Source organism: Marinifilum sp. (assembly GCF_965230805.1).
Classification (GTDB): Bacteria; Bacteroidota; Bacteroidia; order Bacteroidales; family Marinifilaceae; genus Marinifilum.
Genome location: NZ_OZ246019.1, coordinates 3736685 through 3752723, shown reverse-complemented (window position 1 = coordinate 3752723; position 16039 = coordinate 3736685). Strand labels below are relative to the sequence as shown.

Genomic DNA, 16039 nt, shown 5'->3' with positions numbered 1-16039 from the left:
GATTGATTTATTTATCAGCAGGAGCTGGCAATGTTACCGGATTCCAAATGATTGGTTTAACCGCCTTGGCAAAATTACCATTGCCTGTTTGATCTTCAACAACATCACCAGAACCTTCATTAAACTTCCAATAAGCTACCAAGCCTTCGGAATCGGGAGCTACGAAATATGGATTGTTTGCAATCTCTTCGCCTGTTCTTACCACATTCCAGATTCTACATTCGGCAATTTCTCCAGCTAAAAAGCGATCATTGGCATAAGATTTTCCTATTAAAAATCCGTTGGAACCACCTATTCCTAAATTAACAAGTCCCACATCTTTCACACCTTCGGATTGCTTTACACCGTTCACATAAACAATCATGCTTCCGTCAGCCGAATCGTAGGTTAATGCAATGTGCACCCATTCGTTTGTTGGCAAACCTTTGTTCGAATCTGCATTAGGGAAATTCCCTCTATTGGTGGCTATTTGAATCTGATTGGAAGGAAATCCTGCATCTCCAATTCTAATTAAGAATCTTCCTTCGATACCCATAACCGTACTAATTAGTCGATCGTAATCGCGGGCTCTAATTAATGCTTCCATGGTTAGTTGAGACAGGTTATTGCATACATCCGGGTTTACCCAATTTACTTCGAGGTAGTTTTCTTCAATATCACCCACCACATTAATAAGTGCTGCTCCTTTTATTACAAAATATAGTGTACGAGCACTTTCTAATATAGGAATGTTGGCATCGGAAATGCTTACCGGCAGCACATAAACCAAATCGCGGTCTAAGGCACTCAGGTTAATAAATTTAATTTCGGTATCCTTTGATTTTACATTACCAAGTGCAATTTCAACTTGCGTTTCTTCCAGACTATAATTGGCCGAAGGCAACTTAATGGCCTTGTCGTAGTAGGCCTGATTGTATTGATAAACCAATGAAGGATCGGCCTTATAGGTAACCGTAATATTCTGCATTTCGGGCTTTGCGATTGCCGCGCTAATTTTCATTACAGATTCCTCAACACCACCTTTTAAGAGAATCTCATCTACTTTTGAAGCAGCATTAAGGTATACCTTATTATCAAAGGAATCATCATCTTTTTCACATCCGCAAAAAAGAATCATTAAAAACAGAAAAGAATATAATATATAGTGTTTCATCATCGATTAGTTTTTTAAAGATGGGTTCATAATATTTATTGCACTTCTTGTATGATTGTATAAGCGCTCTTCGCTAAAATAATCGTTTGCAACATTTAGGATTGATAAACCACTTGATTGGAATCCTTGGTGTTCAGAAGCTACCCATTGAGCTGCTCCGTTAATCGCAATCGATCCATCGGCCCAATAACCGGTTTTAATATCAGTTTCATCCAATGATGTGGTTTCAACCGAAACCACAAAGCGATTGTTTGGAACACCATCCACATTTGCTAAAAACAAATTGTAATCTATTTTTGATGCATTACCCACTGTGTTGCATGGAATAATGATGTGTTTACAATCCTCAAGGAATGTTTTATCGAGCAAATTCTGCGGTTTTCCTTCAAACAACAATTCTTTACCGGTATTCCTCGATTTCCAATCTTTAAGTATTCCGATAAATGCATTGTGATAGCCGGAGTACTCAACAAGCTCTTTTTCTGTCATATGACGGATGCTTTTTCCTTTGTAGCCAAAACAAATCCCATCGTACTCATATTCGTTCACCAGACCTATGGTTGTGTTTAATGAGTCAACCATATAGCTAAAGAAACTTGGAAGCTCCATTGGTTCTTCTTCGCCCTCTTCCAGTGCGTCAACTATTGCTTCGCGTTCAATCACTTTCTGCTCGTACTGTAGCTTTATGGCATCAAACCTGATGGTAAATAAAAATTTTGTACCCTTATTCATACGACAGCTGTCGATTTCGTTTAATTCCCATTCACTTAGGTTTGCAGGATACTTTAATGAGATATAGTCTACACTGTCGGGCACAACATTAATATGCTGCGACCTACTAAATGGTTGTTTTTCACTGTTATCGAATTCTACAATCAAGCATTTGTGAACAGAACTCTTGTAATCTCGCAAGTTTTGAAGATACTCTTCGTACAAAGCAGGATTAGTTTCTGAAATGCTTGGCTGATTAATATCAACAGATTCTATTTCTGTCCAATCGCTACATGCGCCCAAGCAAAGTGTAATAACACTAATAAGGCATAAAGCAATTTTGTTTATATATGTCTTTCTCATGCTAGTTCTATTTTTCTTTTGAATCCCACCAAACTCTTGTAGCCATATTATCAGGACCACCAAGCGCATCTACTGCATTCTGAAGGTTATCACTATTTTCTTTGTATTCTCTTAAAGGATAAGGAAGTCTGCGTGCCATCATTTCATCATCAACAATACCATTACTTAAATTGTGAGGTACTGCCATTAAATTAGGATAGCCTGTTCGGCGAAATTCGGCCCATGCTTCGTGTCCCAGCGGAAAGTTTGCAATCCACTTTTGTGTAATAATACGCTCAAGATTTGCTTCAAAACCAACGGCTTCATCCCATTTAATTGTAATTAAAGATGGAGTTTCGGAACTATTGTTTTCTCCCAACGGATCTTTATAGGCCTCAGGAATACTTTCGGTATCATTGGTATATGTATTTGCGCCTTTTGCTCCCCATTGGTCGAAAGATAAGCGGATTCCTTCCTCGTAAAAGTCTTGAGCTGTTCCACCCATGTTCCATCCCCTTAAGGCTCCTTCGGCCTTTAAGAAGGCTGATTCTGCGGCGTTCATCCAAAGTAAACGTGGATCGGCTTCATCGATTATCATGTTGCTGTACTTATGAGCAATTGCAGATGAGGCTATTTGTATTCCGTTTCTTAATCCGTAATATCCATTCGGAAATTCCGGACGGTCAGTCTCTTCAAAAGTACTCATTGTAAAGTATTTATCACGACGTGGATCGTTATAGCCATTCATGTAAGCAGTAATATCGGCTGACACCCGGGAATCTCCACCGTTGTACTCATACATCACCACTTGAAATGGCGACTTGTTTACACGATAATAAGCGTTATCACCATTATCAACAATGGTTCCAATCTCATGGTTAACTGCCTCTTCGGCTTTTTGTTTTGCCAAAGCTTTATCAGCATAAACAATTCTCATTGCCAATCGTAACTTTAATGAGTTTGCAAAATGAATCCAGCTTAACACTTTTCCATTATAAACCCTATCAGCTAAGGGATTGAAATCGGATGTTTGTAAAGCAGTGAGTGCAGCAATGGCACCGTCCAACTCTTCAAACATCTTAGCGTAAACGTCTTTTTGCAAATCATATTCTGCTTCAAGTTTACCATCCTCTCCAATTTTTGAATATGGAATGTGGCCATAAATATCAGTGATTCTATGAATAGATGCCACTTTAACAATATCGGCCACAGCCAATGGAACAGGGTCGTTGGTAACATATCTTATCTGCGCCTGATTGATATATATTCTAGGGATAATATCATTAAAAGGTGCCTGAATCCAGTGTTCTTCGGGATTATAAGTAGCATAATTTTTGCCAACAAATCCTGAGTTTGAATCTGACAGGTAACCACCAAAAGATCCCCCTAATAAACAATCGGTAAACTGACATAGATTAACATCAACCGGAATCACATATCCTTGCATAGCCACCAATGCAGATCTTAAACTGTATGCATCGTACTGCAACTGTTCACTGGTTACATCATAAGGATCTGTATTATAGTCCTCAAATTTAGAAGTGCATGAAACAACTCCTAAAACGAGGGCAAACAATAACAATATAATATTTGATTTATTCATTGTAATTAAAATTAGATTGTTAGAAATTAACTCTTACGTTGAACCCTACACTACTTTGACTTGGCATCATGAAATTATCGACACCTTGATAATAATTGCCGGTAGTAGCTACAGCCTCGGGGTCGAAAGGAGCTTTACTGTAGATCATAAACAAATTTCGCCCAATTAGTGATAAGGAGACATCTGCAATATTTCCTAGCTTTTCCCTTGGTATTGTATAACCAATGTTAGCCTCCTGTAAGCGAACATTTGTTGCACTATAGGTGTAGAACTGAGGAATACCGGATCGTGCACCAATCACAGTATACCAATTCTGTGCGCCAACAATATCGGTTCCATTTACGCTTACGCCTCCCCTATCGCGAGCTACAGCTGAATCTTCAGATACTCCATAATAATCGAGAGTAGCTTGAGTAGACGAATAAACAATACCTCCTAATCGGGCTGAAAGCATAAACCCGAAGTTAAAGTTCTTGTAGCTAAAACTATTTCTCCAAGCCATATTGGCTTTCGGAAATACAGAACCTAACTTGATATCATCCACATTGTAAACGGCACTTACTTTTCCATCTGCATCTACCAGAATATCCCCATTACTATCGCGCTTTAAATCAGCTATAGAATACAAATCGCCAAGAGATCCACCTTTTTTAAGGATAAATCGGGCACTTGACAAACCTTGAATATCCAATCGATCTTTGCTAATCTTATCGCCAGTTTCGGGATGCGTATAGTTATCTACCAATTCTAATATTTCATTCTCATTAGATCCTAAAGTATAACTGGTATTCCATGAAAAATCTCCCCATTTATTGCTATACCCAAGGCTTAATTCGAAACCCGTATTTTTTACATTACCTGTTTGAACATATAATGTTGTAAATCCAGAAGACACAGAAATCTTGGGATCAAACGTTTGATTAAAGGTTTCCGTTTTATAATAACTAAGGTCTAAATCGATATGTCCTAACAATTTTGTAGTCAAACCAAACTCATATGATCTTGTTTTTTCAGGCTTAAGATTAAACAATGGATAATGAGTTAATGATTGTGACTGTTGGATCGAATTATCCCATACATACGTAGGATTAGCAATATTCCTTTTAAAAGGCAAACCTACCGATGCATATGATGCTCTTAACTTCGCATACTGAATTTGTTTAGGCAGTTCGAATATTTGAGATAAAACGAAGGATGTACCAACCGATGGATAGAAGAAAGATTTTTTATTAGAATGTGGGCCAGCCAACTGAGAAGGCCAATCGTTCCTTCCTGTTAAGGTTAAATAATAAGCATTCTTAAATCCTATTTCGGCACTTCCAAAAACGGATTGAGTCTGCTCACGCCATCCCGATTGTGCGCGAGTCACATTTTCATTGTCTAACTGAAATACATTAAACACATTCGGAATACCATCCACTCTAATTGGTCCTCGATTTAGAAATACATCTTCTTGTAAGTCTGAAATTGAAGTACCTACATTCGCTTGCAAATTGAAGTCGTCACTAAACGTCTTGTTAATATTAACAAGAACATCTGCATAAGTTTGCTTATTTTTTGTTCTGCTAATGCCATAAAGACCATTTGTTGATCCTTCGGTAATTGTAGTATTGGAAGTTGCATAGAATTTTTCTTCATAGTCGTTTACCGAATTGTCAATTCTGGCTCGTCCCGAAATATTTAACCATGGCAAGATATCGTAACTCAAGCCTACGTTCATCATGTAACGATCCTTTTCGTTTTCTCTTATGTTACGATGTGCAATCCAATACGGATTTTGCCCCACAAACTCATCTATGCCCTGTGGCCAATACTGCGTAGATATCTTACGAGAAGAATTGTAACGCTCGTACATTTTTACATCATTCCAGTCATCTCCTCTTGGAAACAAATAAGCAGTAACCAATGGGTTGCCATAAATCCCTTGATTAAGCATATTGCGATCGCTCTGTTTTATATAGCTTGCACCAATATCCAACTTCATTTTTTGATCAAGGAAACTCGTTGTATTTCTAAATGTAAAGTTCATTCGATCGTATTCGTTATTTGGAATAACTCCTTTAGAATCGATATAACTACTCGAAATATAAGTCTGATTGTTCTCGTTTCCTGTAGAAAATGAAATAGATTCTGTAGCCACCATTGCTGTTTGGAAGAAGTCATCTTTTGGAGAATATCCCATATAATTGGCATAATTAAGTCTTTCACCCCAACTTCTGTCAGCAACCTTCACTTCCGAACTTAAATCTCCAGTACCATATCTATTCTGAAACTCCGGAGTAATGAATGTTCTCATAAACTCGGTTGTGCTTGTAATAGTTAAGGATGTTGATCCTGCCTTACCTTTTTTAGTAGTTATAACGATTGCGCCATTGGCTGCATTACTACCATATAATGCAGCAGCGGCTGCTCCGGTTAAAACAGAAATGTTCTCAATATCTTCAGGATTAAGATCTGCGATTGACTCTGTTGTTCCTCTGGATCCAAATTCAATGTCGCCACTGCCACCAAAATTAAACATTGGTACTCCATCAATAACGTATAATGCATTACTCGACTGTTCAATCGATTTCGTACCACGCATAATTACTTTACTGGCTCCTCCAACACCTGATGAACTAGAGTTAATATTTAAACCAGCAACTTTTCCTGAAAGTGAGTTAATAATGTTGGCATCTTTGTTCTTAATAAAATCTTCACTCGAAACTTCTTGAACATTGTAGCTTAGTGCCTTTTTAGAACGCTTAATCCCTAAAGCAGTTATTACAACTTCATCTAATCCAACAACAGATGGAGTCATTGTAATATTAAATTCGGTTTGATCATTAATAACAAATTCCTGATCGGTATATCCAATGGTTGTAACAAGTAGGATTGCTGAAGTATTTGCTTCAAGAGAAAAATTACCATCAAAATCGGCTATGGTACCATTTGTTGTTCCTTTTATTACTAAAGTTGCACCAACCAACGGATCCCCTTTTTCGTCAAACACCCTACCTTTTATGCTCACCTTTTTGCCTTTGGGTTGTTCCTGTGCGTCGTCTTTTCTAACCGTTATAATATTTCCATTTATTGAACATTTAATACCCTGATCCTTAAATATCGTATTTAGAACCTCGGTTAGTTCAACCTTATTTGCTTTATAAGTGATTCGTTTATTCATATCGATATCACTTATATTCATTGAGAACGAATAGTTGTGTTTTGTTCTTAAAATTTCAACAGCTTCTTTAATTGTAATGTCTTTAAACTTTACAGAAATTGACTGAGAAAATATGGGTGCAAGTCCTCCAAAAAAAGAAATAATAAGTACAATAATAACTTTCTTCAACTTTGAACGAGTCAAATTGAGGAACATTGTTTTTAAATTCATATACTTGTAGTGTTATTAGTTTAATAATTTTCATAAAATTTAACTGATTACTAAGGCAGGGAATGGGCAAGATTCTCTGTCTTATTTTGTTGCTTTCTGTTTAGGATATTATCATAGGCTTCATTATTTAGGTTATTCTAGTTGTTAGTTTATATAAATTATTCCCGGGGTTTTTCTTATTTTCATTTTACCACTTGCGTTTAATGCCGATAAAATGTCATCAATACTTTCATTATTTATAAATATGGAATAGAATCTTTCTGATTTTAAAGACTCATTTTCAATAATAATTCTAACATCAAAATATCGCTCTAATGAGCTTGATATTTCTTGAAGAGACTCGTCAATAAAATAAAATCCTTTACCATTGTACCATTGGGTTCGGCTAGCGATCATAAATTCACTCTTAACGATTTCTCCGCTCAATTTGTTAAACTTAACAATCTCACCAGGTTTTAGAAGTCTTGTGTTTATTTCGTTCTTATGATTCGTGCTCATCCTAATAGATCCCTCTATAAGAGAAACGGCAATGTTATCATCCTCGCTGTATGATTTTACATTGAACTTTGTACCTAGTACCTCTATCGAAACTTCTCCTGCTGACATGATGAAAGGTCTGCTTTTGTCTTTTTCAATTTCAGCATAGGCTTCACCTGCTACATATACCTGTCTGAGGGAATTGTTGAATTTTTTAGGATAAATTAATTTCGTTCCGGCATTTAACCAGATTTTAGACTCATCTGGCAATTGTACCATTTTACTTTTGCCGTAGGGCACATACTCTTCTACCCACTCTTTCGGATTCTTGTTGTCAACATACAAGTAAACTGCCGCAAGCAACAAAGGTATGATTAAAACTGCAGCTGCGTATCGGTAGATTTTACCAATTCTATGAATAAAGCTCTTGTCCCTTTTGTCACTTATTGTAGATTCAAACTTATCAAAGGCAGCTTTATTAAGAGAAATATCCTTATCTATTTGCAATTCGCTCAAAAAACTTCTTAAAAGCTCATCGTCTTCACTGTTGTGCTTAATGGTTGACAACCACCTTTCTACTTCGTACACCTCATTCTCTGAGCACAAATTGTAATAGTAATTTCTAATCGTCTTTTTATCCATACTGTTTTTAATATCCCATTTTAATGGACTGTATTAAAAGAACGCATGACTAGCTTTGACTACGCAATGAAAAAATGACTTTTTTTCAATTATTTTAAAAAAGTGGAATAAATAAAGAATACGAAAGCTGGAAGAACCTTCTTCACTTCCTTTAATACCAAGTAGATATGGCGCTCAACCGTTCGAACTGAGAGATCAAGTTTTTCTGCAATTTCTTTGTTAGATAATTTATCTTCTCTGCTCATTACATACACTTTTCTGCGTTGTTCGGGCAAGTTGGCAATAAGAATGTCAATTTTTTCTCTCATCATATTGGCATCCATTACTCCTTCAAAATCCTCGTAGAAAAGCTTGGTATTTTCTTTTATTTCGACGTGTAATGAATTTACTTTTCTTCTAAAGTAATCCCTGATTTCATTTCTTGCCAAAACATACAAATAATTGTGAATGGATTGGTTACAGTCCAGTTTCTCCCTGTTAATCCATACTTTCATAAAGATGTTCTGCACAATATCTTCTGCAACACATTCATCTTTAATCAAACCACGCACAAATGCATGAAATGTAGAGTATTTCATATCATAAAGTCTTTGATAGAAAGCCATTTTTCCCTCCTTAAGACCCTTGATAAGTAGATATTCAGGTGATTTAGACATGCATATAGTTAATGAATAGGACAAACATATATAAAAATTGACTTTAAACTACCATGATCTCACTTATTTAGATTCAAAAAACAATGAGAATCCATATCTAGCAACGTCTGTTTTACAGGCCATTACAAAGCACTTAGGCATCTTACTATCGATTTTCGTGTAGGGCATATCTTATTATATTATGATGTACTACTCAACAATTAAGATTAAAACAAAATCTTTGAATCTCTTTGTTGATCGTATTGGCATCGAATTTATCGATAGAAGTTTTAAAATAGCTTATGCTAGTATTGAATACAAATAGGCAAGTACCAACAAAGCCAGTTGATAACTTATTTTTGTTTAAAAAAAGAGATGTTATATGAATTCGAGCGTATATAATTATTTTAGAAAAGCTATCAATCTTCACAAAAAAAGCCCCACAAAAAAAATGTGGGGCCTATATATCGCATCTATCGATCTTATTTCTTAGGAGGTTTGTAACCTCTTTGCTTTGCAGCTTCTTCCAAACGCTGTTGGAATTTCGATTTTTTAACTGGCTTTTTCTTGTTGGCTTCGATTGTTGCCAATACTTTGTCTTCGTCAACCATATACTTGCGAATTGCCCATGTTTGAGCTACGGTAAATAATGTAGCAATAAAATAGTAGTACGAAAGACCTGATGCATAACTATTGAACCAGAATAGGAACATTACTGGCATTAAGTACATCATGGTTTGCATACCAGGCATTTGCTGCGACGATTGCATTTGGCTGTTCATACGAGTGTATACCAAGTTGGTAATTGCCATCAACAAACAAAATAAACTGATGTGATCTCCATAAAATGGGATACTAAATGGTAAATCAATAATAGAATCATATGATGACAGGTCGTCGGCCCATAAGAAGCTCTTCTGGCGTAGTTCAATTGACGCGGGAAAGAATCGGAACAATGCAATTAGTATTGGGAACTGCACCAACATAGGTAAACATCCACCCATTGGGTTTACTCCTGCTTTTTTATACAATGCCATAGTTGCTTGCTGGCGCTCCATTGCTTTATCCTTGGGTATTCTTTCGTTAATTTCGTCGATCTGTGGTTTCAACACCTTCATCTTAGCAGTCGACATATACGACTTGTAAGTTAATGGTGCTAAAATCAACTTGATGATAATTGTTAAAATCAGGATAATGATACCATAGTTTGCAATGTGATTTTCCAAGAAATTGAAAACAGGAATTACCAACCATTTGTTTACCCAAGCAAACATTTTCCATCCCAAATTCACCAAAGAATGCAATTCCATATCCTTACCATACTCTCTCAGAGTTTTGTATTTGTTAGGACCGAAATAGAAACTCATTGGGTAATTCTCTAATTGAGAACCCTGATAAGGCAATGAAATAGAAGCAGAGAAATTCTTCAAAATTGGCGATTGCTCATCCATATTAACCGACTTCAACTCTATTCCTTTAAAAGATTCCTCGGCAATCAGCACAGATGAAAAGAATTGTTGCTTAAAGCCAATCCATTTTACTTTTGTTGACAAACTTTCTTCATCCTCACCTGATGCAGACATGCTTTCTACATCGTCCTCAAAAAATTTATAAAAGATATTGGTATACTGATTCTCGAACTTGTGCCCTTTTTCCTGGCTAGGAATATCGGCAGCCCAATTGAAAGTTAAATCTCTTTGATTCAAAGAAATTACATCCTGCATTCCTACAACATTGATATCAAATGCAAGCATGTAAGAATCTGGCTGTAATGAATATTTGTACTCGATGTATTTTCCTTCGCCAGCTTGCAAACGCATGCTAACTATCTGCTGAGCCGTTGACGCATCAACGGTTTTAACCGAGTTAACAGGAGTAAAATACAAATCCTGTGTATTCAATGCTTTGTTCCTGGCATAGAAAGTCAATCCGAACTTTGAGTTTTTATCACCCCAAAGCATCAATTTCTCAGCATCGTGAGTTTTGTAATCCTTCAACTCAACATTGGCAATCTTACCCCCTAAAGTATTGATGCTTATTTTCACCAATTTATTTTCAAGGGTAATGATCTCATCTTTTTGCTGAACAGCCCCTGCAAATGCACCATATTCATTTTGAAGTGCTACAGTATCTTGCTTCTTTTCTGCGTACTCTTTTTTTAAAGCCTCAACTCTTTCTGTTTCAAGTTGCTCATTATGCAATCTTTCAACCCGAGCAATCGAATCTCTGGTCTTCATGGCTTTGATCTCCTCATCCGATGGTTTTGTCAGGTATGTATACCCGATCAAAATCGCACCGATGAGCACCAAGCCCAAAATCGAATTTCTATCCATATTTCTTTTCTTGATCGTGCATTAGTCACTCGTAACTAGTCATTAGTAAGGAAGTAACCAATTTTCTATTTCAATTATAAATATCTTTTAGGTATATGTAATAAACAAACTGTTTTTAATGTTCCCATTGACAAATGACCATTAACTATTTTCTGATGAAATGACATCTGGCAATTATCTTCTTCCAACAGCCAATATTTAATACATGCCATTTTTATTTTTCCATGGCAACCTTTACAAACTCCACAAACAATGGCTGAGGCCTGATTACTGTACTTTTGTATTCCGGATGAAACTGTACCCCTACAAACCACTTGTGAGCTTGCAACTCAACTGCTTCCACCAATCCGGTATCAGGATTCATACCTACAGGTTTCATCCCAGCAGCTTCGAATTGCTCTAAATACTCGTTGTTAAACTCGTAACGATGGCGGTGACGTTCCGAAATCTCTTTCTGCTTGTATGCTGCAAATGCTTTCGATTCTTCTTTTAAGATACAATCGTAAGCTCCCAAACGCATGGTGCCACCTTTTTCGGTAACATTTTTCTGCTCTTCCATCAAGTTGATAACCGGATGTGGAGTTTTTGGATTCATTTCCAAAGAATCTGCACCTTCAAGTTTTAGTACGTTACGTGCAAACTCGATTACCGCAACCTGCATACCTAAACAAATACCAAGAAATGGGATATTGTTTTCGCGCGCATATTTTACAGCTAAAATTTTTCCTTCCAATCCGCGGTGACCAAATCCTGGTGCAACCAAAATACCTTTCAGACCTTTTAATACTTCCTGATAATTTGCGTCATTCAACTTTTCAGAATGAATCCACTCAATTATCACCTTACATTCGTTAACCGAACCCGCATGAATAAAAGATTCTGCAATTGATTTATACGCATCATGCAGCTCCACATACTTTCCTACCAAACCAATTTTTACTTCCGATTTAGGATTCTGAAGACGAGTAAGGAATTTTGTCCACTCCTTTAATTTAGGTTCGTTCTTCAAGTCAAGTCCAAGCTTTTCACAAACCGTTTGATCAAGCTTTTCTTCACGCATTTTTAAAGGAACCTCATAAATTGTAGATACATCAATAGATTGCACCACTGCTTTTGGTTCAACATTACAGAACAATGCCACTTTTCTACGAACATCTGCTGTTAATTCATGTTCAGTTCTCAACACCAATACTTCTGGCTGAACTCCCGTTTCCAACAATGATTTTACTGAATGCTGAGTTGGTTTAGTTTTCAACTCGCCCGAAGCTGCAAGATATGGTACCAAAGTCAAGTGAATTACAAGAGCATCGTGTCCCAATTCCCATTTTAGCTGACGAACAGCCTCGATATAAGGCAATGATTCAATATCACCAACAGTACCACCAATTTCTGTAATTACAACATCAAACTTTTGCTTTGTTCCAAGCATTTTGATGTTTCTTTTAATTTCATCAGTAATATGAGGAATAATCTGAACCGTTTTTCCCAAGAAATCACCTTTTCTTTCTTTGTTGATAACATTACGATAAATTCTACCTGTGGTAACATTATTTGCCTGAGAAGTTGGAGCGTTTGTAAAACGTTCGTAGTGTCCCAAATCCAGATCTGTTTCAGCACCATCATCTGTAACAAAACATTCTCCGTGCTCATACGGATTTAATGTTCCAGGATCTACATTCAAATATGGATCTAACTTTTGGTTGGTTACAGAATACCCTCTGGCTTGTAATAATTTAGCCAGCGAAGATGCTATAATTCCCTTTCCCAATGATGAGGTTACCCCACCTGTAACGAAGATGTATTTGGTTGTTGACACTGTATAAACTTTTTTAGTTGATTTATTAAAGCTGCAAAAGTAGTCAAATTATAAGTCTTTAAGAAACGAAATCTATGTTTCGAACCATCAAATCCTGATTTATTTTATTACGTAATAACACCAGTATTCCATTTATGAATACTAACCCAAATTCCATAAAAAAAGCACTTCCCACAATGAGAAATGCCTTTTTAAATTGAATTAACAAAAAACTACGAAACCAATCCGTCAATAATTTTAAGCTTTTCACTCAATATTGCGAGATTTTGTTTTCCTCTCTCAATTTTCTCCTCAATTTCGCTAACAACACTCGAATTCTTTGAAGAAGAGAAAAAACCTACATTGTTTTCCCACAAAGCAATGTCACTTTCCAATTGCCTCATCTTATTTACAATTTTATTTCTCTCAATAATAATCTTATCCTCGTAATTACTCATGCTCAAGAAAGTATCAATCTTGGTCTTAAATTTTTGCACTTCCTTGTTCTCGCTATCCATATTCATGCGGTCATACAAGCTGTTTATAGCTTTTCTGAATAGCTCCTGAATTTTATCCTTTTTCTTGAAAGGAACATGTCCAATTTGCGTCCACTCCTTTTGGAACTTCCTCAAAGCACTTAAATTTTTCTCGTTATCTTCGGCAAGCACAAAATTTTGTACTTTCTCAATTAAAGACTCTTTAAGCTTAAGGTTCTCTATTTGTCCAGCATCTGCATTATCAAAATGATTCGATTTATTATGGAAAAATTTATCGCAAGCCGCTCTAAAGCGTACCCACAGATCTTCTGATACTTTTCTAGGTACAGGCCCTATTGTTTTCCATTCTTTCTGGATCGCAATCAGTTTATCTGTTGTCTCTTTCCAGTCCTGACTATCCTGAAGGCTTTCTGCAATTTCGCACAACTCTTTTTTCTTTTCCAGATTTACATTTAGTTTTTCTTTCAAAACCATGTAAAAATCTCGTTTCTTATCAAAATACAAATCACAAGCTGCTCGGAATCTCTGATATATTCTATTATTATCCTTTTTGGGAGCAAAACCAATTGTTCTCCACTCCTTTTGTAAGTCAATTATCTCTTTTGAACTTGAATTCCATTCTTTATGAGAAGCAATTTCTCTATTGGCAATTTCCTCTGCCTTTTCGCAAAGCACAGTCTTTTTGGCAAGATTATTCTTCTGTTCAGATTTTAAACCTTCGTAATATTCCTGATGCTTTCGATTAATAATGGTTGTAGCCTCTTTAAATCTGATCCACAATTTTTCTTTTTCAGTTCTTGGAACAGGTCCAATCTCTCGCCATTGCTCATGATATTTCTGCAGAGTATTAAAAGCTTTCACCACAGACGGCTCATTCAACAACTTCTCTGCCTCCTCACACAGCTTAACCTTTAAAGCCATATTCTTTTTCAAATCCAGATCGCGGAGTTCCTTGTTGATTTTTATATAGTCATAAAAATTCTCTACATGGTGATGGTAATTATCCCATAAGTTCTTTAAAGCTTGCTGAGGCACCATTCCAATTTCGTGCCATTGCTTTTGCAACTCTCTGAATTCATGAAATGTTTTATCGAAAGACTCCTTGCGATTTACCAAATCTTTAATATCCTCGATAATCTGGTATTTCTTTTTAAGATTATCTTCTTTTTCCTGTTCGATGTTTCGGTTCAATTCGGACTTTTTCTCCTTAAACTTTTGCAACATTTCCCGAACTTGAACTTCTAGCTCGTCCGAGCCTAGTTGAAAATCTTCCTCAGCACCCCCGTCATTAATAAACCTCTTTTTCGCCGCTTCAATTTCTTCATTATGCTTTTTATAAAAGTTCAGCTTAATTGCTTCAACTTTATCTTTAATAGCCGAAAGAGATTCATTTTCCAGAAGTAAAGTTAAGCGATTTTTCAACTCGCCTTTCTCCATTAATGTATAATCTGGTTCTTTCTGTAGTTCGGATTCATTTTCTGAACCAATAACAGTTTTTTCTTCAAAAGCTTCTTCATCAGAATTAGCTTCTGAACTTTCTAAATTAACAGATTTTGCTTCTGCTTTTTTAATTTCATGAGAATCAGTTACCTTTTCTTTCGCTTCTAAATTTTCATTTAATTCATTCTCATGTGAGGGATTTGACAGATCTGGTGCTTTCATGTAAATTGAGTTAGATTAAATTTCAAACCATATGAAATTTGAGTTAACAATATCACCTAAAAGAAAACTTTTAAGCCTACCCTTACGAATTTAACTAATTATGTGCTAAACCTCAAAGATTTTAATATTTTTCTTTTCCCCTAAAAACAAAGAGGTTCGTACTGTTGAACGAACCTCTTATCCAAATTAAACTAATTAACTAACATGAATAATTCCCAGTAAGTAAAAAAAATACGCCTATTTAAACCTTATTCACTATTATGAATATTAAAAATGGATGTTTATTTTAAACCAGCTTTGCTATAAAATAAGTCTTATTATAGTAGTGTGGCATTAAATCCATTATTTGATTTCAATTTTGTGAATTTCAGGCTTTTTTTCTTCATTTTTTGGAAGAGTAATATTTAAAATACCGTCTTTCACTTCTGCCGATATTTTTTGCTGGTCAATTGTATCAGCCAATTTAAAGCTACGTTCGAATTTGCTCGCTCCAAATTCTCTTCTCAAGTATTTTTTTTCCTTCTCCTCTGATTTCTTTTCTACTGAAATTTTAAGAGAATCATTTTCAATATTAATTTTCACATCCTCTTTTGCAAATCCTGGAATTGAGACTTCAATCAAAAAATATTTCTCTTCTTCCAAAACATTGGCAGCAGGACGAAAGCCAGCTTCTCTTTCCACTGAAGCTTTAAGGTTATCTTGAGTTTCTTTAAACAATTGATTCATTAACTGATTTGTAAAAAAATCATTTGGTCTTTTTGAATATCTTAATAATGTCATAACTATAATCTCCTATACATTTTTTATTAAATCTTC

At 35.8% G+C, this 16039-nt stretch carries 10 protein-coding genes; all 10 read right to left on the bottom strand.

Going from position 1 to position 16039, the window contains the following annotated elements; genetic code table 11:
* Positions 1 to 7: 7 nt before the first annotated feature.
* Positions 8 to 1156 carry a DUF1735 and LamG domain-containing protein gene (locus ACO05S_RS14765; RefSeq protein ID WP_421918777.1) on the bottom strand — a complete coding sequence of 383 codons (1149 nt, stop codon included), beginning with the start codon at positions 1154 to 1156 and terminating at the stop codon, positions 8 to 10.
* Between the two features lie 3 nt (positions 1157 to 1159).
* Positions 1160 to 2227, bottom strand: a complete 1068-nt coding sequence (locus tag ACO05S_RS14760) for a glycoside hydrolase family 18 (protein WP_421918776.1) — start codon at positions 2225 to 2227, stop codon at positions 1160 to 1162.
* Between the two features lie 7 nt (positions 2228 to 2234).
* Positions 2235 to 3809, bottom strand: a complete 1575-nt coding sequence (locus ACO05S_RS14755; protein WP_421918775.1) for a RagB/SusD family nutrient uptake outer membrane protein — start codon at positions 3807 to 3809, stop codon at positions 2235 to 2237.
* A gap of 19 nt (positions 3810 to 3828) precedes the next feature.
* Positions 3829 to 7182 carry a SusC/RagA family TonB-linked outer membrane protein gene (locus ACO05S_RS14750; RefSeq protein WP_421918774.1) on the bottom strand — a complete coding sequence of 1118 codons (3354 nt, stop codon included), beginning with the start codon at positions 7180 to 7182 and terminating at the stop codon, positions 3829 to 3831.
* 144 nt (positions 7183 to 7326) lie between these two features.
* A complete protein-coding gene (locus tag ACO05S_RS14745; RefSeq protein ID WP_421918773.1) occupies positions 7327 to 8301 on the bottom strand; it encodes a FecR family protein in 975 nt (324 codons plus the stop codon).
* An 89-nt stretch (positions 8302 to 8390) separates the two neighbouring features.
* Entirely contained in the window at positions 8391 to 8906 is a 516-nt protein-coding gene (locus ACO05S_RS14740; protein WP_421918772.1) for an RNA polymerase sigma-70 factor, read from the bottom strand.
* A 512-nt stretch (positions 8907 to 9418) separates the two neighbouring features.
* Positions 9419 to 11269, bottom strand: a complete 1851-nt coding sequence (gene yidC / locus ACO05S_RS14735) for a membrane protein insertase YidC (RefSeq protein WP_421918771.1) — start codon at positions 11267 to 11269, stop codon at positions 9419 to 9421.
* A 214-nt stretch (positions 11270 to 11483) separates the two neighbouring features.
* Positions 11484 to 13085, bottom strand: a complete 1602-nt coding sequence (locus ACO05S_RS14730) for a CTP synthase (protein ID WP_421918770.1) — start codon at positions 13083 to 13085, stop codon at positions 11484 to 11486.
* A 212-nt stretch (positions 13086 to 13297) separates the two neighbouring features.
* A complete protein-coding gene (locus ACO05S_RS14725; RefSeq protein ID WP_421918769.1) occupies positions 13298 to 15223 on the bottom strand; it encodes a DUF349 domain-containing protein in 1926 nt (641 codons plus the stop codon).
* Between the two features lie 342 nt (positions 15224 to 15565).
* Positions 15566 to 15940, bottom strand: coding sequence for an Hsp20/alpha crystallin family protein (locus tag ACO05S_RS14720; RefSeq protein WP_421918768.1), 375 nt, complete (start codon positions 15938 to 15940; stop codon positions 15566 to 15568).
* Between the last annotated feature and the right edge of the window lie 99 nt (positions 15941 to 16039).

Coding starts and splice junctions, on each gene's coding strand:
- ACO05S_RS14755 (WP_421918775.1), bottom strand. CDS start 3,809: ATGAATAAATCAAATATTATATTGTTATTGTTTGCCCTCGTTTTAGGA.
- ACO05S_RS14750 (WP_421918774.1), bottom strand. CDS start 7,182: ATGAATTTAAAAACAATGTTCCTCAATTTGACTCGTTCAAAGTTGAAG.
- ACO05S_RS14725 (WP_421918769.1), bottom strand. CDS start 15,223: ATGAAAGCACCAGATCTGTCAAATCCCTCACATGAGAATGAATTAAAT.
- yidC (WP_421918771.1), bottom strand. CDS start 11,269: ATGGATAGAAATTCGATTTTGGGCTTGGTGCTCATCGGTGCGATTTTG.
- ACO05S_RS14765 (WP_421918777.1), bottom strand. CDS start 1,156: ATGATGAAACACTATATATTATATTCTTTTCTGTTTTTAATGATTCTT.
- ACO05S_RS14740 (WP_421918772.1), bottom strand. CDS start 8,906: ATGGCTTTCTATCAAAGACTTTATGATATGAAATACTCTACATTTCAT.
- ACO05S_RS14745 (WP_421918773.1), bottom strand. CDS start 8,301: ATGGATAAAAAGACGATTAGAAATTACTATTACAATTTGTGCTCAGAG.
- ACO05S_RS14760 (WP_421918776.1), bottom strand. CDS start 2,227: ATGAGAAAGACATATATAAACAAAATTGCTTTATGCCTTATTAGTGTT.